We start from the raw sequence: 23,811 nt of genomic DNA, 5'->3' as shown, positions 1-23,811 counted from the left end.
CCACACATGGCCATCCACACCGTCGAAATCCCCCAGGACTCCGAGGTCTTCGGGAAAACCGTCAGTGCTTTCGCGAATTTCGGCTACTCCGCCGCGGTTCGCTCGCACGGGCATCTCTTCATCGCCGGCACGATCGGCCGCCGCGCCGACGGCACCATCCCCGACGACATCGAGGAACAAACCGGGATCGCCATCCGGCGCATCGAGGAAATCCTCCGGCTGGAAGGGATCGACCTGTCCGCGCTCGTCGATGTGACCAGCTACCACGTCGACATCCACCAGCACCTGGCCGGCTTCTCCAAGGCCAAGGCGCAGCTGATCAATCCCCCCTACCCGACCTGGTCACTGATCGGCGTCAGCGGACTGGCCAGTCCCGGGCTGCTCGTCGAAATCCGGGCCACCGCCGCCTATCCCGACGTCTCCTGACAGGCCACCGTTACCGGGCCGGGAGTCCGGCCCGGTAACGGGACCACAGCTCCACCACGCCCGCGCGGCCGGCCCACTTCCGGCAACCGGCGCGAACTCTCCCACCCGCCAGCGGGAATTCCGGCCGGGCCTCTCGCCCCGCGCCCGCCTCCCGTAGGACGATGGCACGCTCGCCTCGTATCAGTCCCCCGTCCCGTACGCCGTGCCCGACCTGGGGAGGACCCGGATCATGAGCAGACCGATTGCCGCACGCGGCCGCATCACCCTCCTGCTCACCACCCTGCTTCTCGGACTGCCGCTCGCCCTGCCGCTCGCTCTCCCGCCCGGCTCCCGCGCGTACGCCGCAAGTCCGCCGGACGGACCCGGGCGCCCTGCCGCATCGGCCGACACCTACTGGACCGCACAGCGGATGGCGGCAGCGAAACCAGCTGTAGCCGCCAGGAGTTCGCAGGCCCGGCGCCCGGCGGCCGAACCCTCTCCGCCGAGCCACCCCTTCGACGGCCTCCCCCAGGTGGGGACCTTCTTCTGGACGGACGGCAGCAACACCGGCCGGTTCTGCGGCGGCACGGTCGTCCGCAGCCCACACCACGATCTCGTGGTCAGCGCCGCCCACTGCCTGCGCTCTCCCGACCCGAAGCGGCACCTGTCGTTCGTGCCGCAGTACCACGACGGCCTGAAGCCCCACGGCATCTACCCCGTCGAGCGCATCTACCTCGACCAGCGCTACTACGACCTCGGTACGGCCGCGGGGGCCCGCTGGGACTACGCCGTGGTGCGGCTCGCCGCGAGGGAGGACGGGGCCGAGGTGGAGGAGGTGACCGGCGGCTTCGACCTGCTCCCGTACCCGGGCTACGACCACCGGAAGGTACGGCTCATCGGCTACCCCGGCAACAGCGACACCACCCACCCCAAGCCCCTGGACTGCACCTCGTCCACGCACCGCTACACCAGCACCGACCCGGCCGCGCCCGGCGACTTCCTGGAGATCGCCTGCGCGGGCTACATCGGCGGCACCTCCGGAGGGCCTTTCCTGGTAAGGGACTTCACCGGTTACGCCCTGATCGGCGTCATCGGGGGATATCACACGGGAGGCGATTTCCCCGACGTCTCCTACAGTTCATACTTCACGGCCGACACGCTCGCGCTGTATCTGCACGCCGTCCGCGGCGACACACCTGCCACACCACACCCCATTCAGCCATCGAAGTGAGCAGGGCCAGGTCGAGAAAATATCCGCCCACCCTTCTCCTCTCCTTCCCCTACGCCTTCCGCGGCTTCACTCATCGACATATCCGAGCATGGGCTTGGGCCCTGTTAATGTCAGCGATGGCTCAAGGCTGGTTTCCCACCAGACCCGCAGTGGAAGGTGACGCCCGGTGGTGCCGTCGTTTCTCTTGTCCGTCTTGAACCGCCTCTTCGGCAATGAATCGTGGCGCCGGCTTCACGCACAAGCCGCGTTCTGGGTCACCCTCGTCATGACCGCGGTACTTCTCGGCGGGGCCGCCCTGGTCGTGGTCGCCGAATCCGGTGCGCCCCACGCCAATATCACGTCCTATCCGAGGGCCTTGTGGTGGTCGATCGAGACGGCGACCACAGTGGGCTACGGGGACTTCTATCCGGTCACGCTATGGGGCCGCATCATTGCCTCATTCCTGATGCTCAGCGCCATTACGGCATTCGGGGTCATCACGGCCGCCCTTGCCACCTGGTTCGTCGGCCGCGCGGAGCAGGACGTGATCCGCATGGGCAAGGCCGTGGGAAGTCATGCCCGCGAGGACGCGGAGGCGCTGCGCTCGGAGCTGCACACGCTGCACGAGCGCTTCGACCACGTCGAGAACCTGATCCGGGACAAGGGGTCACGCTCCCCCTCTTGACCGAGGGACGAGGTCGTCGGCCCGGGCCGGGCCGAGCCGGGCTTTGCTTCCCGGTTACTGGTGACGATCCCTGCCCGGAGACAGTGGCTCGCGGCCGAGGAAACCCAGAAGGGCGCCGTCCTCGCGCGTCTAAGCTGGTGATCGTGATCGATTCAGCTGACGTCCGCCGTATCGCCCTTTCCCTGCCCGAAACGGTGGAGAAGGTGGCCTGGGACATGCCCACATTCCGGGTCGCCGGAAAGATGTTCATCACGATCCCCGACGATGAGACGTCATTCGCCGTGCGATGCCCGATTCACGAGCGGCGGGAGTTGATTGCCGCGGAACCGGCGAAGTTCTGGGTCCCGCCGCACGAAGCCGCCTCCGCCTGGGTGCGGGTGCGGCTGGCCGAGCTGGAGGACATGGACGAGCTGCGGGACATCCTCGTGGACTCCTGGAAACAAGCAGCTCCGACACGACTCGTCGATGCTTTTCCCGGGTGAGACGAGACGGATCGAGCGGTGGGCAGTGCTGCGTGACGCCCGTCCCCGGCCGAAGCGTTCTCACTCACCATGTTCCGTCGAGGGACGCCGAAACGGGGCAAGGAAGACGAGCCGGGGCGAGGGCCGTCGGCAAGCCACCGCACCTCACGGCCGGCGGCGCAGATCGCTCCAGTCCAGCGCCTGGGACGCCGTCTGCTGGGAACGCTCGGCGGCCTCGCGGGCCTCGGCGAGGATGTCCCCGTGCTCCTCGACGAGCTCTTCGTAGATGGGGGTGGGGCTGGCGGTGCGCGTGGAGGTGCTCATGTCGGTGTCCGGTTCCCTTGTGATTGTGACGGCGGCTCGGTAGGTTCCCGCCGCTCCGGGAGGCAGGGAGCACCACAGTGGAATACTCGGTGCACCCAAGGGAGGCCGTCCCCACTCGACCGCCGCTCCCCCGCGTGGGCGCTGGACATCGTGTCATGAGCGCGGCAGGCACGCAAAGATCATCCCAGAGCCCGAGACCGTTGAGGGAGGAACGTCCGAATCGCACTACCGACCCGGCGGAACGGTCTCCCGCAAACGCCCACACCCCTCCCCCGACAGCCTGACACGGCCACCCGACACCGCGCCGAGTTGAGCCGAATTGAGTCGAGTTGAGCGCGGGGAGGACAGCGGGTGAAGTGGTGCTCGACACATCAGTGGAGGAGATCTCGTGGACAGGGCGTTATACGTAAGGTTTCAGGGGACGACGCGCAGCCGGAGAGGGCACTTCCCCGGCATCTTCGCCCTGGCCAACGACCTCGCCCGGCGGGGCGAGTTGACCGACGAGCAGTACCGCTTCTGGCGCACCGGCAACGACTGGTACGACACCCACTACACCAACCCGTCACACCGCGATCCCACGGTCTACGACCGCGATCTCCACCCGGGAGCGGTGGCGTGGTTCAAGACCCAGGCCGTGCATCTCATCGAGCGGGTGGACGGCTACCTGGAACTGCTCGCCGCGCACGACGTGCCGTGCGTGCGGATCGAGTCCGCCAACCCGGGAAGGGTCATCTACGAGGACGACGATCAGGTGGTCGTCGTGCCGTGGGAGACGGAAACCCTGGGGCGGTAGGGCCGGGTTCAACAGCGTGGCGCATGCGGCCCGGACGACCTCTGGGCCGCCGGCGCCGCGAACTCCTCGGCCGCGGCCGGGGTGGACGGGCGGTCCGGTGGCCGCCCCCGGCCGGTCACCGAGACCTCCGCCCCGACTTCGGCCGCCAGGTCCTCCCGCAGTCGACCGGAGCCGCCCAGCCCGCCAGAAAAGCCGTTCTCAGTGCGCAATCCCGTCGATCAGCTCGCGGGCGCCCTGCCGGAGCAGGGCGACGGCCACGGAGGTGCCGAGGGTCTCCGGGGTGAGCGGGCCGGCCCATTCGTGGGCGTTGAGTACCGTTTTGCCGTCGGGGGTGAACACGCAGGCGCGCAGGGACAGTTCGCCGCGGCGGTCGGTCTTGGCGTAGCCGGCGATCGGGCTGTTGCAGTGGCCCTGCAGCACGTGCAGCAGCATGCGTTCGGCGGTGGTCTCCTGGAAGGTCTGCGGGTGGCCGAGGCCGCTGACGGCGTCGATGGTGCCGGTGTCGCCCTCGCGGCACTGGAGCGCGAGCACACCCGCGCCGATGGGCGGGCACATCTCGTCCACCGACAGGATCTGGGTGATCACGTCCGTACGGCCGATCCGCTCCAGGCCGGAGACGGCCAGCAGCAGCGCGTCCGCCTCACCCGCGGCGAGCTTTTCCATACGGCGGTTGGCGTTGCCGCGCATCGGCACGCACTGCAGGTGCGGATGGGAGGCGGCGAGCTGCGCGATCCGGCGGACCGAGGAGGTGCCGATCCGGGTGCCGTCGGGAAGCTCGTCGAGGGTGAGTCCGCCGGGGTGGATCAGTGCGTCCCGGACGTCATCGCGTTCGAGGAAGGCGGCGAAGGTGGTGCCGGCCGGCAGCGGGCGGTCGCCCGGGATGTCCTTGACGCAGTGCACCGCGAGGTCCGCCTCGCCGGCCAGGAGGGCGGCGTCGACCTCCTTGGTGAACGCCCCCTTCCCCTCGACCTGGGACAGCGCTCCCATCCAGCGGTCACCGGTCGTCTTGACCGGGATGACCTCGGTGGCGATGCCGGGATGGAGGGCGCCGAGTTCGGCGCGGACGCGCTCCACCTGGGCCAGGGCCATCGGCGAGTCGCGGGAGACGATACGGATGAGTTCAGGGGCGGACATGGGCCCACGATAGACCGTCAGGCCCCCTGTCACGGACACCATCGGGCCCCGTTCCGCCCGCGCTCCCCCGGTGCTCAAGGTACGGTCCACCCATGTCGCGATCAGCCGCAGCCGCATGCCCGTCGTCCGCCGTCGCCGCGGACGATCTCGACCGCGCCGTGCAGCTCGCGGTCGCCGTACTGCACACGGCTCCCCCGACCGGGTGGGACGGTAAGGCGGGCTCGCTGGAGTGGGACTGCTGGGAGACCGTCGAGCACCTCAGTGACGATCTCTTCGCCTACGCCGTGCAACTGGGCCCGCGGAGGCCGCCGTTGGAGGGCAATGTGCCCTTCGTATGGCAGAGTCGGCGGCCCGGGGGTCCCGCGAACGCCGTGCACGCCGACCGCGCGGCGGGGCCTGCCGGGCTGCTGCAGGTGCTGGAGGCGAGCGGCGCCCTGCTGGTGGCCATGGTGCGTACGGCGTCGCCGCAGGTGCGGGCCCATCATGTGTTCGGGGTGTCGGACCCGGAGGGCTTCGCCGCCATGGGCACCCTGGAGACCCTGGTGCACACCCATGACCTGGCGACCGGGCTCGGGCTCGCCTGGAACCCGCCCGCCGACGTGTGCGCACGCGTGCTGGTCCGGCTGTTCCCCGACGTCCAGGAGGCCGCCGATCCCTGGCCCACCCTGCTGTGGGCCACGGGGCGCGCCGAGCTGCCGGGGCGCCCCCGCCGCACCGCATGGCGCTGGTACGGCAACGTGCAGGAGGAGGCCCGGAGGGAGGGGTGAAGGCCGCGCTGGAAGGCCGGGGTCTCGTCCAGCCGCGGCAGAATCGGCGCGGTGAAGCCGACCACCCCCTCGTCGACGCCCTCACCCGCGCCCACGCCACAGCCCAGGCCGACGAGTTCTCGGCCTGGGCTGCTTGTCCTACGGATCCTTTGTCACCCCGGGACGCCCAGGAGGAGAGTCCTCCCCGGCTGGGCGCCCCGGACGACGGTCTCAGACGTGTCGGTACGAGGCGAGGTGGGCGAACACCACGATGTTGTCGACGTAGTCCCTGACCTTCCTGTCGTATGCGCCACCGCAGGTGATCACGCGGAGCTGCGCGGTGGGGGCATCGGCGTAGACGCGGTCGTTGGGGAACCGGGCCTTGCTGAAGGTCTCGACGGAGTCGACCCTGAAGGTCGCGATGATGCCGTCCTCACGGGTGATGTTGATCGAGTTGCCGGGCTTGAGCGATTCGAGTTGCAGGAACACCGCCGGTCCGGTCTTGGTGTCCACGTGCCCGGCGATGATCGCCGAGCCGCGCTCGCCCGGCGCCGCACCGTCCCTGTACCAGCCGACGAGGTTCCTGTTGCCCGCCGGCGGCGCGTTGAGCTGCCCGGTCGGGCCGATGGTCAGCTGGGTGAAGGGTGCGTCCACGGCGATCTGCGGGATCGTCACCCGCTTCGGGGCGGAACGCGACAGGGCCAGATCGGGCACTGACGGGTCCGCGGAGGTGTGTGGCGCGACGGAGGACGCCACGGCGGGGCGTGAGGGGGGCTTGGGGTCCGCAGACGTGTCCACGGAGTTGTAGACAAGGAGGGAGCCCAGCAGAAACGCTCCCGCGGACCACAGCAGGCCGCGGCCGACGGGGCGCGACGAGTTGGCGGTCCGGGATGGGTTCGCATTCGGCTGGGGCGACTGCTGGGCGGTCATGTGCAGGTGCCTTTCATGAACGGGGCGACGAGACGTAGGGGCCATCGGTAATGCAGTCGCCGCGGCCACCGTCCACGAGGAACGGTGGCCGCGACAGCGCAGCGGCCCCCGTATGGGGCAGCCGGATCAGGCCGCCGCAGCGCCCGAGCTGTTGCGACGACGCAGCATGTACGCACCGGCACCGAGACCACCGAGCATCAGCACGGAGCCGGCAGCCATGCCGCCACCGGTCGCCAGGCCGCCACCGCCGGTGTGGATGCCACCGTGCGGCCTGCGGTGCTCGCCACCGCCGCCGTAGCCGCCACCATCGCGGCCGCCACCGTAGCCACCACCGTCCCGGCCGCCGCCGTAGCCGCCGCCATCGCGGCCGCCGCCGTAGCCGCCGCCATCGCGGCCGCCACCGTCCCGGCCGCCGCCGTAGCCACCCTTGTCACGGCCGCCACCGTCGCGGCCGCCACCATCGCGCCCGTGGTCGCGGTCGCCGCGCCCGTGCTTGTCGTGGTCGTCACCGTAGCCGCTGCCCTGGTCCCAGTCGGCCACGACGACCTTGGCCAGCGCGCCGCCACCGGTGTGCACACCGCCGCTCGGGCGCCGGTCGCCGCCGCCGCAGTTGTCGCCGCCCCAGCCGCCACGGCCGTTGTCACGGCCGCCGTAGCCGTAGCCACCGTGGCCGTTGTCACGACCGTTGTCGCGGCCACCGCCGCGCCCGTGGTCACGGTCGCCGTAGCCGCCACGGCCGTGGTCACGGTCGCCGTAGCCGCCACGGCCGTTGTCACGGCAGTTGTCGCGGCCACCGCCGCGGCCGTGGTCGCGGTCGCCGTAGCCGCCACGGCCGTGGTCACGGTCGCCGTAGCCGCCACGGCCATGGTCGCGGTCGCCGCCACGGCCGTGGTCACGGTCGCCGCCACGGCCGTGGTCGCGGTCGCCGCCGCGCCCGTGATCGCGGTCGCCGTTGCCGTTCCTGCCGTGGTCGTCGTCGCTGACGGAAGTAGTGCTGTCCGAGGCAATGTCCGCCGTGATCATTGCGTGCGCAGCGGGGGCGGAGATTGTGAGCGCCGCCGTGATGGCGGCCGAGGCGAACAGGGTGCGAGCAGTGCGCATGGGGACATGTTCCTTTCGGCGCGACTGCGAAGGCTGACTCTTTGCCGGCCATCGGATCGCAGTGGCGACGTGATCACCGTCAGCCGGATCGCGGCCTCGCACCACCGGAGAACGTCGCATTCGAGGGACGCCGTGGGCTCTTCGGGTGGCCGAAGCCGGTGGATTCACCCGTTGGATGGCGCGCGTCGTCGGCGTGTCGCGCAACGAGTGGGCTAGAGGCGCTTTTGCGGGCCCTCCATGGCGCCACGACCAGGCCCGGAACCCCCACAGCGAGCCGGGCTCTCCGCGACACGCCGAGGGCCGCGACGAGCGCGCGGGCCGCCGTGACCCGCCGACACGACGGCGTACGGCAACGGGTGTTCGAGGCCGGACGCGGCACGGCCGTACGAGCGGGGCCGGCGGATCGGCGCGGAACCCGCCTCCGTCACCATCTTTGCCGGATTCCCTCAACTTCCCTTCTTCAGTGGGTTGTTCGGCAAGAGAGGGGCTGCCAGGTCCTCCGCTACGTGACGAGCGGGACGATTTCGGCGGCGCGGGGACCAAGGTGCGGCTCGGCTCACCCCGGGGTACGCGACGGGGCGATATGTCCCGCGGCCGGAGGGCGAGTTGACGCGGCCGCGTCGCAGCCGGCGCCGCCACGGGTCACCGCCCAGAAGCCGGACCAGCGCCCTCGCCGCACGACCAGCGGCCGATCACGACAACGAGGGAATCCGTCTCCGCGCAGGGACCGCCGCACACGGGCCGTCACTCAAAGGCGCTCATTGCACTCCAAGAACACTCCAAAGGCAATCCAAGGACACTCCAAAGACCCTCCAACCGTGCCTCAAGCGGTCTTCAAGGGCATTCCAAGGAACTCACCCGAAGTGTGGAATTCGTACGGCCGACGGGCCGAGCCGACAGGCCGTCGCCTCCGTCCCATGGCATACGGCGGGCCGGCCGGCCCCGCTCCCCTCAAGCCGTGCTGTCCCGGAGCGCCTTCTCGACGATGGCCTCCAGCCGCGCGTGGTGTGCCCCTCGCCAGTAGACACGCCCGCAGGCGGTGCACTGCGCGAAGACGTCGTACGTGCGCTGCGTGCCGTGCTCCAGGTGCTCGCGGACCGAGTTCTTGTCGGCGTCGGCCAGCCGCCCGTTGCAGGCGGTGCAGCGCGTCCAGGGGGCGAGCGTGGGGGCGAAGCGGCCCAGCACGTCGCGGAGTTGGTCGTCGGGGCGGTCGCTGTAGACGAACGCGCCCGCCCAGATCTCCCGGCGGCGCAGCAGTCCCCGGTCCCGGGAGAGCAGCACCCGCTGCTCCTTGGCGGAGAGCGTGGCCAGCGCCGCGTCACCGGGGTCCTCGTTGGTGTAGGCCGCGTCGACGCCGAGCAGCCGGAGCCTGCGCGCCAGGGTGCCGAGGTGCACATCGAGCAGGAACCTCAGCGGCGCGCCGGGGATCCGCTGCGGGCGTTCGACGGCCCGCACCTCGATGTTCTCGCCCGCCCCCGGGACGTGGGAGACGGCGACCTCGGTCCCGTCCACGACGAGTCCGCCGACCTCGGTGAGCGGGACACCGAGCGACTCGACGACATGGCCGAGCGTCGATGAACCATCGGTCACCACGGGCGCGGGGCCGGCGGCGGAGTACTCCGAGGCAACGAACAGGTGCAGCTCGGGAGCGAAGCTGACATGGATCTCAGGACCGTTCACGCCGCACAGCATGCCATCGGGCGGGCCCGGCGAGCCAACGGATTCCGGCCGGTCACCGCAGGTGGGAGCGGTGCCGCGGGTGCGCCGCGCCGCTCTCCTGCCGGCCCTCGTCGACCATCGGCCGGCCGGATCTCTCGGGTGCGCCGGCACCGAGCGCCGACCCCGCCCGCGGCGGATCCGGCTACGTACGGACCGTAGCGTTTGCGCGCCGCGGATTGTTCACGTTGGAGCGGGACCCGCTCCCCCGCCGCCCCTAGCCTCGCTGCCACCACATCACCACCATCACCAATGAGGGGCGGTACCGGTGCACTGGCTCATCCACGACTACCGCGAGCACGATCTCGCCGAAGTGGTCCACCTGATCGACTCCACGGCAGAACTCGGGCAGGAGTCCGTCTTCTCGCTCGCCGAGTGCATCAGCGCGCTGACCTCGCGGCAGCCGGCCGTGGTGGCCGTCCACCAGGGTGTGCCGATCGGCGCGGCGCTCGCGTGTGTGGCCGGTGAGCGGGGCTGGGTGATGCGGATCGCCATCTCGGCGGCCTGGCGCGGCCGGGGGCTGGCGAGTGCGCTGCTGGTGGAGCTGGAGCGGCGGCTGATCGCCGCGCGGGTGAGCCGTCTCGCGGCGGCCCTGCGCAGCGCGTTCGCCCGGATCGCGGAGCTGGAGCGGGTCCTCGTCTTCATCGACGAGGTCGAGGAGATCGCACCGGTCCGGGGCGAGGCGGCGCAGCCGGGAGGGCTGCACGGCGTGACCAACGAGCTGCTCAAGCTCATACCCGGCTTCCGGGAGCGGGACGAACGGCTGCTGGTGTGCGCGACCAACTCCGTCCGCTCGCTCGACCCGGCGTTCCTGCGCCCCGGCCGGTTCGACTACCTGATCCCGATCGGCACGCCGGACGCCGCGGCCCGGTCGGCGATCTGGTCCCGGTACACGGACGGCCGGGCCGAGGTGGATGTCTCGGCGCTGATGGCGGCCAGTGAGCTGTTCACCCCGGCCGACATCGAGCATGCCGCCCGGGTGGCCGCCCAGGCGTCCTTCGAACGGGACCTGGAGGCGGTCGGCGCCGGCGCGGGCGCACCCGGCCGGCTCGGGGCGAGCACCGAGGACTATCTCGCCGCCATCGCCCAGTGCCGGCCGACCGTCACCCCGGAAATGGTCGACGAATTCAGCGCGGACATCACGGCCCACGCCCGCTGCTGAGCAGCGTGGCGCGGTGGGACACCGGCGATGGGACGCCGCGGGACACCGGCGGTCGGACGCCGAGGGACCGGAACGCCGACCAGCCGGCCGCAGAATGTCAGCCCGCCGACCGCCGGCTGTCAGCCGACTGCCGCCCCGTCAGCAGCTCAGGTTGGCGCCGGGGATGGTGCCCAGGATCTGCACGAAGCTCTGGTAGCTGTTGATCCGGCTCTGCACCTGGCCGGGGTTGCCGCCGTTGCACTCCAGCGATCCGTTGATGCTGCGGATCGTCTCGCCGAATCCGGCGCCGCTGACCATGGCCTGGTGCGGGGTCATGGTGCCCGGCCCGGTCTGGGTGTTCCAGTACCACAGGGCGGTCTTCCAGGCGACGGCTGCATCCTGCTCCACCAGGGAGGGGTTGTGCAGCAGGTCGATGCCGAGCGCATCGCCCGCCGCCTTGTAGTTGAAGTTCCAGCTCAGCTGAATCGGGCCGCGACCGTAGTACGCGGCCTGGCCCGCCGGGCACCCGTACGGCTGAGCGGCATCACAGTAGTGGGGGTAGTTCGCGGTGTTCTGCTCCACCACGTAAACGAGGCCACCGGTCTCATGGCTCACGTTCGCGAGGAAGGCCGCGGCCTCCTGGCGCTTCACGGTGTCGCTCCCGGTGTTCGCGAATTCCGGATACGCGCTGAGGGCCGCGGTCAGGCCGCTGTAGGTGTAGAACGCGTTCCGGTTCGGGAACATCTGCTGGAACTGCGCCTCGCTGACGACGAATCCCTCAGCCCGGACGTCCGCACCGGCCGGAGCCTCGGCGCAGCCGGAGCAGCCCGCCATGGCGGCCGCTGGCACCGTCGGTCCGGCGACAGCCAGGCTCGCGGCTACGGCGGCGGCACTCAGCAGCGCGGCAATACGTGATCTCATCGCGGTGACTCCTTCGCGCGGCCGCCCTCCGGACGGGAGGGGCCACGGCATGTGGGGGGGGACTGACCGAACGGGCGGATTGCGCAGGGGTGCGTTGCCGTACGGGCCTTACGCGCCGTACGGAACGGCTGGTTGAGCTGTGGTCGATCGAGATGCGTCAGCTGACGCGTCCCGGCGTGGGGGCGCCGGAGGGACGGAGCACGGGACGATCAAACGGCCAGGTTCACGAACAGGTGACGTACGACGGGCAACTGCACCACTGCAACGGCAACCAGAGAGGCGTCCACGACCGCCAGAGGGGCTGCGGTCTAGACCAACGCCAGGTTAGAGGCGGCGCGTTGCACATGTCCATACCGACGCATCGACCGTCGACGCTCGCCACTACGGCCAGCGGCAAGGAATGCACGGCGCTCCCGCACCATTGCCATTGCCATTGCCATTGCCACCGTCATCACCGTCCCGTCACCACCACCCACATCCAGGGCGTGCAGTACAGGGCCAGGGCCGAGCCGCCGAGGGCCGTCCGGGTTGAGCGCAATGGGACCGCCAACTACCCGATCCACACGCATTCTTGGGTCGTGCGCGGGTTTGAACTCACGGCAGGTACGCTGACGTGGTGTCGCGTAGCGAGTTAGAACGACTGGCCAGAATCCGGATACAGGTCACCGGTGAGACGCTCGAACGCGCCATGGCCGTGCTCGAAGGCCAGATGACCCACCCCCCAGCACCGGCCGGCACCGAGACCGAGCCCGATCCTGATCCCGCGGGGAACGACGAGGTCCGCCGACTCGGCGTGGCCGGCGAAAGCAAGAACGAAGACGCCGAGGACGACGAGGACACCGCGCCCCGTCGGCGCCTCGCCCTGCCCGACGGTGGCCGACGGACACCTCGGAAACGCAACCACCTACGGGGCCTCTGAGCCGCGGAGCGGGGCAGCCGATCCCGCCACGTGCCCGCATTCGCATCAGCCACTCTTGCGCGCCGACGAGCCGTAGGCGGCAGACGGCAGACGGCAGACGGCAGACGGCAGACAGTAACCGAGGGTTGCCGCGATAGCGGATTCGGTAGCGAGTGCGGCTACGGCTGTGGTTGCGGCTGCGACTGCTCTCCGTTCGACGGAGCGGCGCACGGCATGTCGTCACTCATCGGGAGTATCCACAGATGAAAACCCAAAGCAATGAAACCCTCACGCACCGTGAAGGTTTTCACTCATGCGCCCCTCCCACCGCCCCCTCACCCCCTCGCCCCTCCCGGAGTCAGCGGTCGCGATGAGTCAGCGGTCGGGCCAGCAGCGGTGTCTGGAGCATCTGATGCCCTCCGCTGGCCAGCATGCGGACTTCACCCCGGTCACTGATCTCCGCGCGCACGATCCCGGACTCGTCCTCGTAGACCGGATAGCCGCCCGCTCCGGCTCGCTCCGTACGGTGGACGGTCACGACGTCGTCCTCGACGGCAGGGGCTTGAAATACCAGCTCGTAGCATTCCGGGTAATCCATCGGGACCTCCCGATACGACTCTGCAGGTGCTCCGGGAGTCGTTCCCCGGCACCGCTGCACGGGCGCCGTTGCACCTCGGCCCTTCCATCGTCGCCCACAGCCGTCCGGCGCGCCTGAGGAGGACAGGGAAACGCCTGTTTTCCCAGCGAGCGGACGCACGCCGAGCCGTCCCCGTCGCGCCGAGCGGAGGTGCGCCCCGCTCCCGTGCGCTGTCACGGGAGCGGGGCGGGGTCCGAGAAGCGCCAGCAGCTCGGATAGTGACGAGATCCACCGTAGGGGGCACCACTGACAACGGCGGGTCCGGCGGACCTCGACGGCGCGCACAGGACGAGCCCCTCCGCCCGGGAGGGACGGGCGGGTGATCGCTTGTACATGCGGTGACCACGCGGATCGGCCGTCGGCATCGGCCCGATCCAGGGCTTCCGGCCTCACCCGATCGGGGTAGCGTCCAGATGTCCACGGCGCGACGCTCGTCCACCCGCCCGCCCACCTGTCCGGGAAGGTCCCGAGCGCAGCTGCCGGGCCGTACGGGCAGATGCCGGCGCGTCGAGGGGAGCGAGATGGCGGGGAAGCCTTGGTTCGGGCTTGCGACGGTGGTGCTGGATTGCGCGGATGCCCATGCGCTGGCGGGGTTCTATCAGCGGCTGCTCGGCTGGGAGGTGAAGGCCAGCGAACCGGACTGGGTGCTGGTCAGGTGCCCGGACGGGGGCACGGGGCTCTCGTTCCAGTCCGAGCCGGGATACCGGCCCCCCATCTGGCCCGAACAGGGCGAGGAGCAGCAGAAGATGCTGCATCTCGACATCCGGGTCGACGACCTCGCGGAGGCCGAGGCATATGCCGTCGCGGCGGGTGCGTCACGGGCGGAGATCCAGCCGCAGGACGATGTGCGGGTGCTCATTGATCCGGCGGGGCACCCGTTCTGTCTCTTCCTCCCTTGAGGGCCGAGCCGTTGGTGAGTGGGCGCGGGTCCGCCGGCCACCGCACCACCTTCGGGGCCGGGCGCGCAGACCCGCTCCGTCACACCAAGTGATCGCGGAGCGTGTGGGAATGGACACATGCAGGCAGTGAGGGGCGCGCGACGGGCCGACTGTCTTGGCTGGTCAGAAAGTTGAAACGGCGTCGGAGGATCGGCCGGGGCGCGTGCTGCGAGCGTCGGGCGCCTGCGCGCGGGTCTGCGTTGTCAGTGTCTGCCCCTAGCATTGCTCATATGTCCCCGACTCCTTCTGCCCCTACGGGTGCGCCCGTTGCTGCTTCCGAAGCCAATGAATCGATCCGGCGTTTCGTCCGCGCTCGACGCGGGATGGCGTGGTCGGCTCAGGACATGGCGGAGTACGCGGTGCTGTTGGAGATCTGGACGCTGGCCGTGCGCTCGGAGGTCACGGAGGTCGTCGAGGCCGCGTAGGTCTCGTAGGTCTCGTAGGTCGTGCACGAACGCTGCGTTAGTGATGCGTTAGTAGATCGGCAGCGGCCGGCACCAACCTGGTGCTCGTACCGCTGACGGGAAGCGGTACGCGCGCCATGCGCCACCTCATGGCCGTGAGCAACGCACCTCCACACGCCAACGCAGCAACGGCGCGATCCCGCAGAGACGCTGTGCGGCCGAGTGCACGCAAAGGGGATTCATGTCCTGGAACAAGGCTTCCGAGGTCGACGCCGACGTCCGCAGCGCGACCACGTCCGCCGCCACCGCCGGCTCCGCCTTACGCCGAGGACGTCGGATCGCCGCCGCTTCGCTGATCGCCGTTGCCGCCTTCTCCCTGACCGCCTGTGGCAACGACGGTGACGACGCGAAGGCGAGCACCAAGGTCTCGTCGCGGCCCGATGCCTCGGATGTGGCCAAGGAGGCCGACGCCCTCGGAGACGTGGCGGACGAGCCGAGCGCCAAGGGCACGCCGGCGCCGAGCCGGACGGCATCCGAGAAGAACGGCGGTGGCGGTGCCAAGACGGGTCACGGCACCACGGATCGCCACAACGGGAAGAGCGGCGGCGGGAAGGGCGGTGGCAGCACGAGCGGGGGCGGCGCAAGTGCCGGCGCGACGGCCGGTTCCGGGTCGACGCCCGACACCAACGGTGTGAGCGGCACCTGGAACGGCGTCCTGAAGTACCTGGCCCCCGGCAAGATGACCGTGGCCCCGGACTCCGGCGCAGAGCAGGGCTTTGACATCGGCCCGGATACCAAGGTTCTGGGGGCCGCTGCCATGTGCGGTGACCCGGACGGCAACGTCACGATGGACGACAACGGTTACGGCACCACCCCGTGCACCGAATCGCAGTTGGACGAGGCCGCCAGGACGAACTCCGTCAGTGTCCGGGTCACCGTCGAGGACGGCGTGGCGACGGAGGTCGCCGAGCACTACCACCCCTGAGCGTCGAGGCGATGCGGCCAATTGCTCTGACCAGTCGGGCCGTTCATCTCCGTGACCGAGACCTCTGACCAGCCCGCCGCCGTGGACCTCCCCCGTCCACGGCGGCGGCAGCATGTGGGGGCACACCTCCGCGCAGTGGCCTCCCGGCCCCGCACGGCAGGAAGCTTGCCTCTCGGCTCGGGGACGACGGACCATCGCCCCGGAGTCAGGAGCCCGCGTCGCGTCATCCCCGCTGCCGCTGGAGGACCCCTGTCCCCATGCGCACCAGAGCGGCACGCCGCCCCCCGTTGGGACCGTGGCTCTCGCTTCTGCCCCTGGCGGGCGGGCGGCGTGTCAGCCGCTGCCCGTGCGACAGGAGCGACACGCCGGTGGCGGCGGAAGGTGGGATGTGCCCCATGGCCGACGACAGGTATCCCACTGACCGCTCGCCGCTCACCACTGGGCTGGCCACTGGCAACTGGCCATGGGTGATCAAGCCGCAAGCCATCGTGACGTCCGATTTCCGCCAGCCGACACGAGGCCGACCCCGCAGACTCGGGAAGTGAAAGCAGTGCACACGACCGAGGAAGTGCCATCGCCATGACCTCTCCCACGGCGGCGACCACCACCGCTCCCACCACCACACCCAGCTACACCACCCTCGACAGCCCCCTGGGCGAGCTGCTGCTCGTCGGCGAAGAATCGTCCACCGCGCCCGGCGGTACCGCCCTGACCTCCCTCTCCATGCCCCAGCAGCGGGGCGCGGCCACCGTACAGCCGCACTGGCATCGCGCCCCCGGCCCCTTCAACGAGGCCGTCCGGCAGCTCCGCGCCTACTTCGCCGGGGAGCTATGCCGCTTCGAGCTGGAGCTCCGCACGACCGGCACGGCCTTCCAGGAGCGCGTCTGGCGGGCCCTGGACGCCGTCCCGTACGGCACCACGACCACCTACGGCCGGCTCGCCGGGAGCCTGGGCGTGCCCGGGAGCGAGGTACGTGCTCTGGGAGCCGCGATCGGCGCGAATCCCCTGCTGATCGTGCGCCCCTGCCATCGCGTGATCGGCGCGGACGGCTCGATGCGCGGCTACGCGGCGGGCGTCGCACGCAAAGTGGAGCTGCTCACCCACGAGGGCGCCCTCCAGCCCACGCTCATCTGAAGCCCCCGCTCCCTGGCGCCCTCCCCATGTCCTCCTCCTCACGACCCGCCCCTCACCGTCTTGCCCTCATGACCTCCTCACCCCTCATCTCCCCCGCAGAGGCGGCCGCGTACGGAGACCTCCCCGCCCCCGCCTCGCACTCCGAGACCGAACTCGCCGCCCTGTTACATCTGTTGACCGCGCCCGGCACACGTATCGCCACGGTGGTCGTCGGTCACAGCCGGGACAGCGCATCGCGCTCGGCGGCGGCAGCGTTCGCCGAGACCTGGCGTGGCCTCGGACGGCCGCCGGTGCTCGCCGTGATCGACTGGCCGGAGTCCGCCGCGTCCTGGCTCCGGGCGGCCCGCCGCTTCACGGCCGACGAACCCGACGCCTGGGTGGTGGCCGCCGCGCCTCTCGGCTGGGCCCAGATGAGCCGCCGGCTGCGGCACAGCACCGACTGGGATCCGGGGCGCACCTATGGCTTCGCGGCCCTCGGCGACTCCCGCGTGCCTGCGCTGGCCGGGGCGGCGACCCTGCAGGGCATGCGCGGTGCCACGGCGGACGGCGGCACCTGGACCGTCGATCGCGGCTGGGTCAGCCACTCCCCACCGCCCCTTCACCCCCTACCGCCCTTTCGGCCGACGGCCCACCCCCATGGCACGCTGTAATCAGCGAGCGATGCGGCAAGGCAGGAGCACATGAGCACGCCACTTCCCGGCTTCGAGGGCTTGGGGGAACCCGTGGGTCCCGGACCCTTCCGCCCCTCCACCGCGGGCCGCCGGGAAATCGCCCCCGGAGCCGTCCACGTCCCCGGCTGGCTGAGCACGGCCCAGCAGCGCGAGCTCGTCACCGCCTGCCGCGGCTGGGCGCGCGGCCCGGCCCCGATCCGGCACACCAAGCTTCCGCGCGGCGGTGTGATGTCCGTGCAGACCGTGTGCATCGGCTGGCACTGGCAGCCGTACGCGTACACCCGCACGGCCGATGATGTGAACGGTGCCCGAGTGGCCGAATTCCCGGACTGGATGGTCGAGTTGGGGCGCCGGGCGCTGGTCGAGGCGTATCAGGACGCCGCCGCGGGCGACGACTACACGCCGGACACCGCACTGATCAATTTCTACGACGGCCAGGCGAAGCTCGGCATGCACCAGGACAAGGAGGAGCGCTCCGACGCGCCGGTGATCTCCCTCAGCATCGGGGACACCTGCGTCTTCCGGTTCGGCAATACGGAGACGCGCACCAAGCCGTACACCGACATCGACCTGGCCTCCGGCGATCTCTTCGTCTTCGGCGGGCCGTCCCGCTTCGCGTACCACGGCGTGCCCAAGGTCAGACCGGGCACCGGCGACCCCGCGTCCGGCCTGACCAGCGGGCGCCTCAACATCACCATGCGGGTCACCGGACTCGACGGATAACCGCCGCGTCCCGAGGCAGACTGGACGCATGTGCCGCAGCATCAAGACCCTCCGCCCGCCCACCACCCCCGAGGTCACCGACGAGGACATCCGGGCCGCGGCCTTGCAGTACGTCCGCAAGGTCTCCGGCTTCCGCGCCCCGGCCGCCCACAACCGCGAGGTCTTCGACCAGGCCGTCGACGCCGTGGCAGCCGCGACCCAGGAACTCCTCGACGGCCTCCAGATCCGAGGCCCGGCCGGACGCCGCCACTCCCAGCCCTGAGTCGCCGCTCGTTCACGGATCGAGCCGCCGGCCGGCCCACCGGCCGAACCGCCGCCGACTGCATCAGCGGCTGAGCCACGCGCGGGCGGACGGCGCCACCTCCTCGCCTCACTCACCGTATCCAGCCGATACTCGTGCGGCCACGGGGCTCACGCACAGAAACGGGCACCGACCGCGCGCAGTCGCCTTCCCCCGGAGGGGCCGCTCCTACCGATCGCCCGCCGGCCCCCGCCAGTCCGCGTGCCGAATACGGGAGATCTCCCGCACCTCACCAACCGTGCCCCATTCGTCCTTCCCCAGCCGCGACAGGGGCTTCAGCCTGGAGATCTCGGGGTGCCCGTCGACCAGTACGTCCTGCGCGACGACCGCATGCACGACCCGCCCGAACACGACGGTGGAATCCCCGATGCCCAGCGTGCTGTGCACCTCGCACTCCAGCGCCACCGGCGACGCCGCCACCCGCGGAGGCTTGACGCGCAGGCTCGGCTCGGTGTCGATCCCGGCCGCCTCGAACTCGCTCACCCCGTGCGGAAAGTCGGTGCCCGTGTCATTGATCTGCCCGAAGAGTCCCTCCGGCGCCAGGTTGACCACGAACTGCCCGGTCGCCTCGACATTGCGCAGGGTGTCCTTGCGGCCGACGGAGCTGAACTGCACCACGGGCGGCGCGACACTCGCGATCGTGAAGAAGGAGTGGGGGGCCAGGTTCGCAGAAGCACCATCGGGGCTGATCGTCGAGACCCAGGCGATGGGCCGCGGCACGACCACCGCGGTCAGGAGCTTGTAGAACTCGTTGCGGGGCATGGCAGCGGGATCAAAGTCGGTACGCATGGTGATCAGTATCCAGGAGGCGGCCGCGGACCCTACAGCGGATCCACGGCACCACCAAACCCCTGAGTTCGGCGGAAAGTGCCCGGTATCGGAGCCGACGAGCACCAGGAGCCGACGCCATGACAACAGCCGTGACTGTCTGGGAGGACTTCGATGTCCCCGCGCACGCCCGTGGGGGCCAGGTCACCCTCAACCTCTACGACCACCTGGCCGCCTACGCCCCCAAACGACCGGGAGCCTATCTGCGCCTCTCCTCCGACCGCTTCGGCCTCGAAGCCGGCGTCGACCGCCAACCCGAAGACGCCGAGGACTCCAGGAGCCGCCTGCGCTGGGGCCCGTTTGCAAAGATCTACCGGGAGAACGACACCTCGGCCTTCAAAAAACGGAAGGTCGTCAAGCCCGACGGCGCCATTGACTGGATGGTCCTGCGTCCCGAGTTCCGCCAGCTGCTCGCTGACCTCACCCATGGCGTCATCGACGGAGTCATCTTCTACGACCTCGACCGGCTCGTCCGTCAACCCCGGGACCTTGAACATCTCATCGACATCGTCGAGTACGTGAAGCGGCCGGTCACCGGCGCAACCGGCGGCCGCATGAACCTCATCAACGACAGCGACCGCCACATGGCCCGCATGATGTGCGTCATGGCGCTCAAGTCCTCCGAAGACACCGCACGCCGCGTCGCCCGCCGGCATCTCTCCGCCGCCCAGAACGGAATCGCCCAAGGCCGCATCGCCTACGGCTGGGTCCGCAAAGGCGAGCACAAGGGGCAGCTTGTCCCGGACGAGACCGACGTCGTCGTCCGGATATTCCAGGACTTCATATCGGGCGAATCGGCCTACAGCATCGCCAAAGCCTTCAACGCAGAAGGGATCAAGCCCCCGTCCGCCCGCACCTGGTCGTCCACAATGATCGCAAAGATGCTCCGCAATCCTCGCTATGCAGGCATGGTCTCCTACTCCGGCAAGCACCGACTCCAAGCTGCCACGGCCGGGGACGGCTGGTCCCTGGTTCTCTTCGACGACGAGGGGCGCCCGTTGCTGGGAACGTGGGAGCCCATCGTCGCTCCCAAGCTCTGGTCGCAGGTCCAGTTCGAGTCTGCCGCAGGACGAATCGGTGCCCGTCGGTCGGCGGGCCGAGCGGAAGAAGGCAGCACATGCCCTGGTCCACGAGCTTCTTGCTCAAGGTCACTCACGCCGGGCGTTTGCACGGCACCTGGGCTGGGGTCTCAACACCGTGCTCAGATACGCGAACGCCGCGAACTGGCAGGACACCATCCGCGAAAACCGGCCCCGCCCCAGCAGACTGGACCCCTACAAGCTCTACCTGGAGCGACGCTTCGCCGCGGGATGCACCAGCGTCACCCAGCTCCACAGCGAACTCGTCGCCGACAACGCGTCCGTCACCTACCAGATGGTCCGCGCCCACGTCGCCACCCTCCGCAGGACTCCCGTAGGCACGCCACCCCGAACTCCGACGGTGCGTCAGGTGACCGGCTGGCTCACCCGACACCCCACTGCGCTGAGCGAGGAAGACCGGGCCGGCCTGAAGGATGTCCTTGCACGCTGCCCTGAACTGGACACAGCCGCCGGACACGTCCGCGACTTCGGCGAGATGCTCACCGACCGCCTCGGCTCCACACTCCCCACCTGGATCGACGCAGTCGATGACAGCCAGCTCCCCGGTCTCACCGGCTCGCGCTCCACCTTCTGCGGGACCTTGACGCCGTGATAGCTGGGCTCACTCTCGACTGGAGCTCCGGCAACATCGAGGGCGCCGTTAACCGCGTCAAGAAGATCACATGCCAGCTCTACGGCCGAGCCGGATTTGAACTTCTCCGCAAGATGATCCTGCTCCAGTAACACTGCGCGAGCAGCCGCCCACCCGTGCATGATGGCCTCATGTTGATCCGAAAGGGCGATGCCGCGTAGGCGTCCCAAGGCCGTCCGCGCAGAGCGGTGGCGGCCACGATGGCAGTGTTCGGTCCTGAGAGTCCGTGGTGTCTCCGCGCGGACTCGTACAGCGATCCGCAGGGTCGAAGACCAGAAGATGTGGCCCAACGCGGTCGCCAATGCGCTCTCGTGTTTCGAGCGAGCTTTTAACCAGCCGGGACGCTATCTGGACGCCTCCGAGTTCGAATCGCCCGGGGTGGGAGATGCCCGTGATGACCTCGAGTGGGCGATGCGGCACCTTCCTCCCGGAGCACAACGGGACTTGGGCCGACTGATCACACGCATCGATGAGGAATTCGAGCGCCGCACCCTGCCCGACCCCAACAATATTGAGTTGGCGGTGTTCGGCTGGTGGTGGACCAGAATGCGAGAACGCTGACGGGCCCCGGACCCTTGCCCTCAATCGAACGGCACCGTCACCCTCCGCGACGAATCCCCAAGATCTGTGCCAGAACCGAGAACGGGCTCTGGTCCAACTTCTGTGGTGTGCCTACTCCCTGAAACTGTTGATCTTGCTGGTAGATCTCGCGGGATCGTCTGGAAACTGCTGGTGCCGACAACGTTCGGGCTGATGGTTCCGGGCTGTGCGCGAGGTACTGCCCGGACTGGAAGAGCTGCTCTTCCTGGCGGATCCGGGGATCAGGGTGGAGTCGGTGCAGGACGATGGCGAGGTGATTCGGGTCGGTGTCAGATGCCGGACGGCTGGGGCTCGGCGCCCGGGTTGTGGGAGCTGGTCGGGGCGGGTGCACGGCTCCTACCTGCGGTTTCCAGCTGACCTCCCCGTGGCGGGACGGCGGGTGGTGCTGCGGCTTCGTGTCCGACGCTTCACGTGCGAGGACGTCGCCTGTATGCGGCGGACGTTCGTCGAGCAGGTCGCTGGCCTGACTCGGCGATACAGCCAGCGGACCGAACGCATGCGGTCAGTCCTGGCCGAGGTCGGCCTCGCATTGGCCGGCCGTGCCGGTGCCAGGCTGGCCGACGTCTTCGGGGCCAGGATCAGCCGGAATACGGTCCTGCGGCTGGTCGAAGCCGTCCCGGAACCTCAGCCACAGGTCCCGCGGGTGGTCGGCGTCGACGAGTACGCGATGCGAAAGGGCCGCGTCTACGGAACTGTGCTGGTCGACGTCGAGACTCGCAGGCCGATTGACCTGCTGCCGGATCGTGAGGCGGGCACTGTCGCGGCCTGGCTGGCCGTACGCCCGGGGACGTCTGCCGTGACCGTGCTCCGTTCTTCGCCGAGGAGGCCAGGATCGGGGCGCCCACTGCGGTCCGGGTCGCCGACCGGTTCCACCTGTGGCGCAACCTCGGCGAAGCGGCTGAGCGGTGTGTCTCCCGTCCGTGCCTCCGTGCGATCTTCGTAGAGTCGGTGCCGGAGAAGGCGCCGGCCCCGGCCGAGAGCGGGTCGCGATGGCCGGGGCCGGCACCGTTTCGCCGATCGCACCCGGGCCAAGCACGCCATCGTCCACGCGCTGCTGGTTGCCGGCCACAGTCGACGCTCGATCCAGCGCCGGCTCGGCATGACCTACCGAACCGTCCAACGGCTGGCCGACGCCGCCAGGCCAGAAGACCTGTTTCAGGGGCAGTGGCAGAACCGCCCGACCAAGCTCGACGACTTCAAGCCCTACCTGCACGAGCGATGGGCCGAAGGCTGCACGAACGCCTGGACCCTCTGGGAAGAGGTCAAGGCCCACGGCTACACCGGCGGCTACGGAGCCGTCCGCGCCTACCTCCAACCGTTCCGCACAACCCCGACCTCACCAGCAGCCCGCCCGCCGTCCCCACGCACGGTCACCAGCTGGATCCTGACCCACCCCGATACCCTGCCGGAGGGCGAGCGCCTGAAGCTTAGATCCATCCTCGCCGGCTGCCCCGAACTGGATGCCCTCACCGGGCACGTCCGCGCGTTCGGGAAGATGCTCACCCAGCTCCAGGGCGACCAGCTCCCGCAATGGATCAAGGCGGTCCGCGCCGACAACCTGCCCAGCCTCCACACCTTCATCAACGGCCTCGAACGCGATCTCGTAGCCGTCACCGCCGGCCTCACACTGCCGTGGAGCTCCGGCGTCGTCGAAGGCCACGTCAACCGGATCAAAATGATCAAGCGCCAGATGTACGGCCGGGCCGGCTTCGGCCTCTTGCGGAAACGAGTCCTGCTGGCGTCCTGACGGGCCCGTCACGAGCTCTGCTGGAGTCGCTCCGCCGCCTGAGCAGGGGTGTCGTAGTAGCCAGGCCGTGCCAGCAGGACCGAGCTGAAGTGGTAGCCCTGCTCTTCCTCAGGCTCATCGTCGGCTGCCAACGGACGCCAGAAGCTCAGCAGCAAGTCCGGGGCGATGAACGAAGCAGCGTCGTCAGGATCTTCCTCGATCGAGGTGAACTCGCCCATGCGCTGGACAACCTCGCGGGCCGGAAGTGCGAACACGTCCACACCCTGGAACAACACTCGGTCCGCCTGGGACAACGGCCTCCCCAGCTCGATGGCTTCCAGCATGTCTCGCATGCAGTGGATGCTGATCATCAGCCCGCTGGGACGGAAGACGTGCTGCCCCGACCGATCAGACTCCGAGATCGCAGAGAGATCGCGGAGCGAGTCCAGCGCCGTGTTGGCCACGTGCCGAGTCATACCGATCCGCAACGGGCCAACGCCGGTCGGCGGGGCGAGGCCGAAGTCCATGTGGGCATGATCCCAAACAGGTCTGTCAACGAGTCACGTAGGGCCACCCACCCCCGGCAGGTTACAGAGCGTGAGAGCTCCACAGAAGTTGGGCCAGAACCCGTTCTCATGAACAAAGCCACGTTGTCGGGGATGGGCGGT

The 23,811-nt window shown here is 69.7% G+C and carries 27 protein-coding genes and 1 pseudogene; 19 read left to right on the top strand and 9 right to left on the bottom strand.

Annotated elements, in window-relative coordinates; translation table 11 throughout:
* The first annotated feature begins 6 nt into the window (after nt 1–6).
* The 4 genes from K7396_RS34895 to K7396_RS34880 all read left to right on the top strand — a co-directional run bounded on the left by K7396_RS34895 (nt 7) and on the right by K7396_RS34880 (nt 2,782).
* On the top strand, nt 7–426 hold the full coding sequence (locus K7396_RS34895; protein ID WP_086718998.1) for a Rid family hydrolase: 420 nt from the start codon (nt 7–9) through the stop codon (nt 424–426).
* Nucleotides 427–655: 229 nt separating this feature from the next.
* The gene (locus K7396_RS34890) at nt 656–1,636 is read left to right on the top strand and encodes a trypsin-like serine peptidase (RefSeq protein ID WP_086718997.1); all 981 of its coding nucleotides are present in this window, start codon (nt 656–658) and stop codon (nt 1,634–1,636) included.
* 166 nt (nt 1,637–1,802) lie between these two features.
* Nucleotides 1,803–2,300: a potassium channel family protein gene (locus K7396_RS34885; protein WP_167392786.1), complete on the top strand. Its 498-nt coding sequence runs from the start codon at nt 1,803–1,805 to the stop codon at nt 2,298–2,300.
* A gap of 143 nt (nt 2,301–2,443) precedes the next feature.
* The gene (locus K7396_RS34880; protein ID WP_086719002.1) at nt 2,444–2,782 is read left to right on the top strand and encodes an MmcQ/YjbR family DNA-binding protein; all 339 of its coding nucleotides are present in this window, start codon (nt 2,444–2,446) and stop codon (nt 2,780–2,782) included.
* A 144-nt stretch (nt 2,783–2,926) separates the two neighbouring features.
* Here K7396_RS34880 and K7396_RS34875 read toward each other — a convergent pair whose 3' ends face one another.
* Nucleotides 2,927–3,085 (bottom strand): hypothetical protein, encoded by a 159-nt coding sequence (locus K7396_RS34875; RefSeq protein WP_167392785.1) that lies wholly within the window; start codon nt 3,083–3,085, stop codon nt 2,927–2,929.
* A gap of 388 nt (nt 3,086–3,473) precedes the next feature.
* Here K7396_RS34875 and K7396_RS34870 point away from each other — a divergent pair, with 388 nt between their 5' ends.
* A complete protein-coding gene (locus K7396_RS34870) occupies nt 3,474–3,878 on the top strand; it encodes a hypothetical protein (protein ID WP_086718996.1) in 405 nt (134 codons plus the stop codon).
* 198 nt (nt 3,879–4,076) lie between these two features.
* Here K7396_RS34870 and hemC read toward each other — a convergent pair whose 3' ends face one another.
* The gene (gene hemC / locus K7396_RS34865; RefSeq protein ID WP_086718995.1) at nt 4,077–5,012 is read right to left on the bottom strand and encodes a hydroxymethylbilane synthase; all 936 of its coding nucleotides are present in this window, start codon (nt 5,010–5,012) and stop codon (nt 4,077–4,079) included.
* Between the two features lie 92 nt (nt 5,013–5,104).
* Between hemC and K7396_RS34860 the strand changes: the two genes are divergently transcribed.
* The gene (locus tag K7396_RS34860) at nt 5,105–5,779 is read left to right on the top strand and encodes a hypothetical protein (RefSeq protein WP_086718994.1); all 675 of its coding nucleotides are present in this window, start codon (nt 5,105–5,107) and stop codon (nt 5,777–5,779) included.
* A 210-nt stretch (nt 5,780–5,989) separates the two neighbouring features.
* Here the strand turns inward: K7396_RS34860 and K7396_RS34855 are convergent, their stop codons facing one another.
* From K7396_RS34855 to K7396_RS34845, 3 genes are all read right to left on the bottom strand, one after another.
* The gene (locus K7396_RS34855; protein WP_086718993.1) at nt 5,990–6,688 is read right to left on the bottom strand and encodes a class F sortase; all 699 of its coding nucleotides are present in this window, start codon (nt 6,686–6,688) and stop codon (nt 5,990–5,992) included.
* 126 nt (nt 6,689–6,814) lie between these two features.
* Nucleotides 6,815–7,789 (bottom strand): hypothetical protein, encoded by a 975-nt coding sequence (locus tag K7396_RS34850; protein ID WP_086718992.1) that lies wholly within the window; start codon nt 7,787–7,789, stop codon nt 6,815–6,817.
* Nucleotides 7,790–8,740: 951 nt separating this feature from the next.
* A complete protein-coding gene (locus K7396_RS34845) occupies nt 8,741–9,469 on the bottom strand; it encodes a Mut7-C RNAse domain-containing protein (RefSeq protein WP_086719001.1) in 729 nt (242 codons plus the stop codon).
* A gap of 304 nt (nt 9,470–9,773) precedes the next feature.
* Between K7396_RS34845 and K7396_RS34840 the strand changes: the two genes are divergently transcribed.
* Nucleotides 9,774–10,667, top strand: a complete 894-nt coding sequence (locus K7396_RS34840) for a bifunctional GNAT family N-acetyltransferase/ATP-binding protein (protein ID WP_086718991.1) — start codon at nt 9,774–9,776, stop codon at nt 10,665–10,667.
* A gap of 138 nt (nt 10,668–10,805) precedes the next feature.
* On the opposite strand, the gene K7396_RS34835 is transcribed toward K7396_RS34840, so the two are convergent.
* Nucleotides 10,806–11,480, bottom strand: a complete 675-nt coding sequence (locus tag K7396_RS34835) for a chitinase (protein WP_373866957.1) — start codon at nt 11,478–11,480, stop codon at nt 10,806–10,808.
* 703 nt (nt 11,481–12,183) lie between these two features.
* Between K7396_RS34835 and K7396_RS34830 the strand changes: the two genes are divergently transcribed.
* Entirely contained in the window at nt 12,184–12,486 is a 303-nt protein-coding gene (locus K7396_RS34830) for a hypothetical protein (RefSeq protein WP_143589134.1), read from the top strand.
* Between the two features lie 337 nt (nt 12,487–12,823).
* Here the strand turns inward: K7396_RS34830 and K7396_RS34825 are convergent, their stop codons facing one another.
* Nucleotides 12,824–13,063, bottom strand: coding sequence for a DUF6296 family protein (locus tag K7396_RS34825; RefSeq protein ID WP_086715663.1), 240 nt, complete (start codon nt 13,061–13,063; stop codon nt 12,824–12,826).
* A gap of 560 nt (nt 13,064–13,623) precedes the next feature.
* On the opposite strand from K7396_RS34825, the gene K7396_RS34820 reads away from it, so the two are divergent.
* From K7396_RS34820 to K7396_RS34795, 6 genes are all read left to right on the top strand, one after another.
* A complete protein-coding gene (locus K7396_RS34820; protein WP_086715665.1) occupies nt 13,624–14,001 on the top strand; it encodes a VOC family protein in 378 nt (125 codons plus the stop codon).
* A gap of 684 nt (nt 14,002–14,685) precedes the next feature.
* Entirely contained in the window at nt 14,686–15,429 is a 744-nt protein-coding gene (locus K7396_RS34815) for a hypothetical protein (protein WP_086715667.1), read from the top strand.
* A 579-nt stretch (nt 15,430–16,008) separates the two neighbouring features.
* On the top strand, nt 16,009–16,563 hold the full coding sequence (locus K7396_RS34810) for a methylated-DNA--[protein]-cysteine S-methyltransferase (RefSeq protein ID WP_086715669.1): 555 nt from the start codon (nt 16,009–16,011) through the stop codon (nt 16,561–16,563).
* Between the two features lie 68 nt (nt 16,564–16,631).
* The gene (locus K7396_RS34805) at nt 16,632–17,213 is read left to right on the top strand and encodes a hypothetical protein (protein ID WP_174886982.1); all 582 of its coding nucleotides are present in this window, start codon (nt 16,632–16,634) and stop codon (nt 17,211–17,213) included.
* Nucleotides 17,214–17,243: 30 nt separating this feature from the next.
* Nucleotides 17,244–17,957: an alpha-ketoglutarate-dependent dioxygenase AlkB family protein gene (locus K7396_RS34800; RefSeq protein ID WP_152104941.1), complete on the top strand. Its 714-nt coding sequence runs from the start codon at nt 17,244–17,246 to the stop codon at nt 17,955–17,957.
* 28 nt (nt 17,958–17,985) lie between these two features.
* Entirely contained in the window at nt 17,986–18,219 is a 234-nt protein-coding gene (locus K7396_RS34795) for a DUF2277 domain-containing protein (RefSeq protein ID WP_086715672.1), read from the top strand.
* A gap of 207 nt (nt 18,220–18,426) precedes the next feature.
* Here K7396_RS34795 and K7396_RS34790 read toward each other — a convergent pair whose 3' ends face one another.
* The gene (locus tag K7396_RS34790) at nt 18,427–19,047 is read right to left on the bottom strand and encodes a flavin reductase family protein (RefSeq protein WP_086715675.1); all 621 of its coding nucleotides are present in this window, start codon (nt 19,045–19,047) and stop codon (nt 18,427–18,429) included.
* A gap of 119 nt (nt 19,048–19,166) precedes the next feature.
* On the opposite strand from K7396_RS34790, the pseudogene K7396_RS36095 reads away from it, so the two are divergent.
* The 5 genes and pseudogenes from K7396_RS36095 to K7396_RS34765 form a co-directional block, all read left to right on the top strand.
* A pseudogene (locus tag K7396_RS36095) lies at nt 19,167–20,126 on the top strand (recombinase family protein); the annotation flags it as partial.
* Between the two features lie 157 nt (nt 20,127–20,283).
* Nucleotides 20,284–20,778 carry a hypothetical protein gene (locus K7396_RS34780; protein WP_223660467.1) on the top strand — a complete coding sequence of 165 codons (495 nt, stop codon included), beginning with the start codon at nt 20,284–20,286 and terminating at the stop codon, nt 20,776–20,778.
* Nucleotides 20,779–21,096: 318 nt separating this feature from the next.
* Complete coding sequence (locus K7396_RS34775; protein WP_086715683.1) at nt 21,097–21,378, top strand: hypothetical protein; 282 nt, start codon at nt 21,097–21,099, stop codon at nt 21,376–21,378.
* A 205-nt stretch (nt 21,379–21,583) separates the two neighbouring features.
* Nucleotides 21,584–22,360: a transposase family protein gene (locus K7396_RS34770; protein ID WP_317852141.1), complete on the top strand. Its 777-nt coding sequence runs from the start codon at nt 21,584–21,586 to the stop codon at nt 22,358–22,360.
* Between the two features lie 156 nt (nt 22,361–22,516).
* On the top strand, nt 22,517–23,164 hold the full coding sequence (locus K7396_RS34765) for a transposase (protein ID WP_223660331.1): 648 nt from the start codon (nt 22,517–22,519) through the stop codon (nt 23,162–23,164).
* A gap of 8 nt (nt 23,165–23,172) precedes the next feature.
* On the opposite strand, the gene K7396_RS34760 is transcribed toward K7396_RS34765, so the two are convergent.
* Complete coding sequence (locus tag K7396_RS34760) at nt 23,173–23,670, bottom strand: hypothetical protein (RefSeq protein WP_086715686.1); 498 nt, start codon at nt 23,668–23,670, stop codon at nt 23,173–23,175.
* Between the last annotated feature and the right edge of the window lie 141 nt (nt 23,671–23,811).

This window comes from Streptomyces angustmyceticus (assembly GCF_019933235.1).
Lineage (GTDB): Bacteria > Actinomycetota > Actinomycetes > Streptomycetales > Streptomycetaceae > Streptomyces > Streptomyces angustmyceticus.
Note: the sequence above shows the minus strand (reverse complement) of the source record. Positions and strands in the feature narration are given on the sequence as shown.

What these genes read in the sequence shown, in the direction of transcription:
- hemC (WP_086718995.1), bottom strand. Translation starts at nt 5,012, where the DNA reads ATGTCCGCCCCTGAACTCATCCGTATCGTCTCCCGCGACTCGCCGATG.
- K7396_RS34775 (WP_086715683.1), top strand. Translation starts at nt 21,097, where the DNA reads ATGTGGCCCAACGCGGTCGCCAATGCGCTCTCGTGTTTCGAGCGAGCT.
- K7396_RS34895 (WP_086718998.1), top strand. Translation starts at nt 7, where the DNA reads ATGGCCATCCACACCGTCGAAATCCCCCAGGACTCCGAGGTCTTCGGG.
- K7396_RS34835 (WP_373866957.1), bottom strand. Translation starts at nt 11,480, where the DNA reads ATGGCGGGCTGCTCCGGCTGCGCCGAGGCTCCGGCCGGTGCGGACGTC.
- K7396_RS34795 (WP_086715672.1), top strand. Translation starts at nt 17,986, where the DNA reads ATGTGCCGCAGCATCAAGACCCTCCGCCCGCCCACCACCCCCGAGGTC.
- K7396_RS34820 (WP_086715665.1), top strand. Translation starts at nt 13,624, where the DNA reads ATGGCGGGGAAGCCTTGGTTCGGGCTTGCGACGGTGGTGCTGGATTGC.
- K7396_RS34855 (WP_086718993.1), bottom strand. Translation starts at nt 6,688, where the DNA reads ATGACCGCCCAGCAGTCGCCCCAGCCGAATGCGAACCCATCCCGGACC.
- K7396_RS34790 (WP_086715675.1), bottom strand. Translation starts at nt 19,047, where the DNA reads ATGCGTACCGACTTTGATCCCGCTGCCATGCCCCGCAACGAGTTCTAC.
- K7396_RS34860 (WP_086718994.1), top strand. Translation starts at nt 5,105, where the DNA reads ATGTCGCGATCAGCCGCAGCCGCATGCCCGTCGTCCGCCGTCGCCGCG.
- K7396_RS34810 (WP_086715669.1), top strand. Translation starts at nt 16,009, where the DNA reads ATGACCTCTCCCACGGCGGCGACCACCACCGCTCCCACCACCACACCC.
- K7396_RS34875 (WP_167392785.1), bottom strand. Translation starts at nt 3,085, where the DNA reads ATGAGCACCTCCACGCGCACCGCCAGCCCCACCCCCATCTACGAAGAG.
- K7396_RS34815 (WP_086715667.1), top strand. Translation starts at nt 14,686, where the DNA reads ATGTCCTGGAACAAGGCTTCCGAGGTCGACGCCGACGTCCGCAGCGCG.
- K7396_RS34825 (WP_086715663.1), bottom strand. Translation starts at nt 13,063, where the DNA reads ATGGATTACCCGGAATGCTACGAGCTGGTATTTCAAGCCCCTGCCGTC.
- K7396_RS34760 (WP_086715686.1), bottom strand. Translation starts at nt 23,670, where the DNA reads ATGGACTTCGGCCTCGCCCCGCCGACCGGCGTTGGCCCGTTGCGGATC.
- K7396_RS34850 (WP_086718992.1), bottom strand. Translation starts at nt 7,789, where the DNA reads ATGCGCACTGCTCGCACCCTGTTCGCCTCGGCCGCCATCACGGCGGCG.
- K7396_RS34890 (WP_086718997.1), top strand. Translation starts at nt 656, where the DNA reads ATGAGCAGACCGATTGCCGCACGCGGCCGCATCACCCTCCTGCTCACC.
- K7396_RS34800 (WP_152104941.1), top strand. Translation starts at nt 17,244, where the DNA reads ATGAGCACGCCACTTCCCGGCTTCGAGGGCTTGGGGGAACCCGTGGGT.
- K7396_RS34765 (WP_223660331.1), top strand. Translation starts at nt 22,517, where the DNA reads ATGACCTACCGAACCGTCCAACGGCTGGCCGACGCCGCCAGGCCAGAA.
- K7396_RS34805 (WP_174886982.1), top strand. Translation starts at nt 16,632, where the DNA reads ATGACCTCCTCACCCCTCATCTCCCCCGCAGAGGCGGCCGCGTACGGA.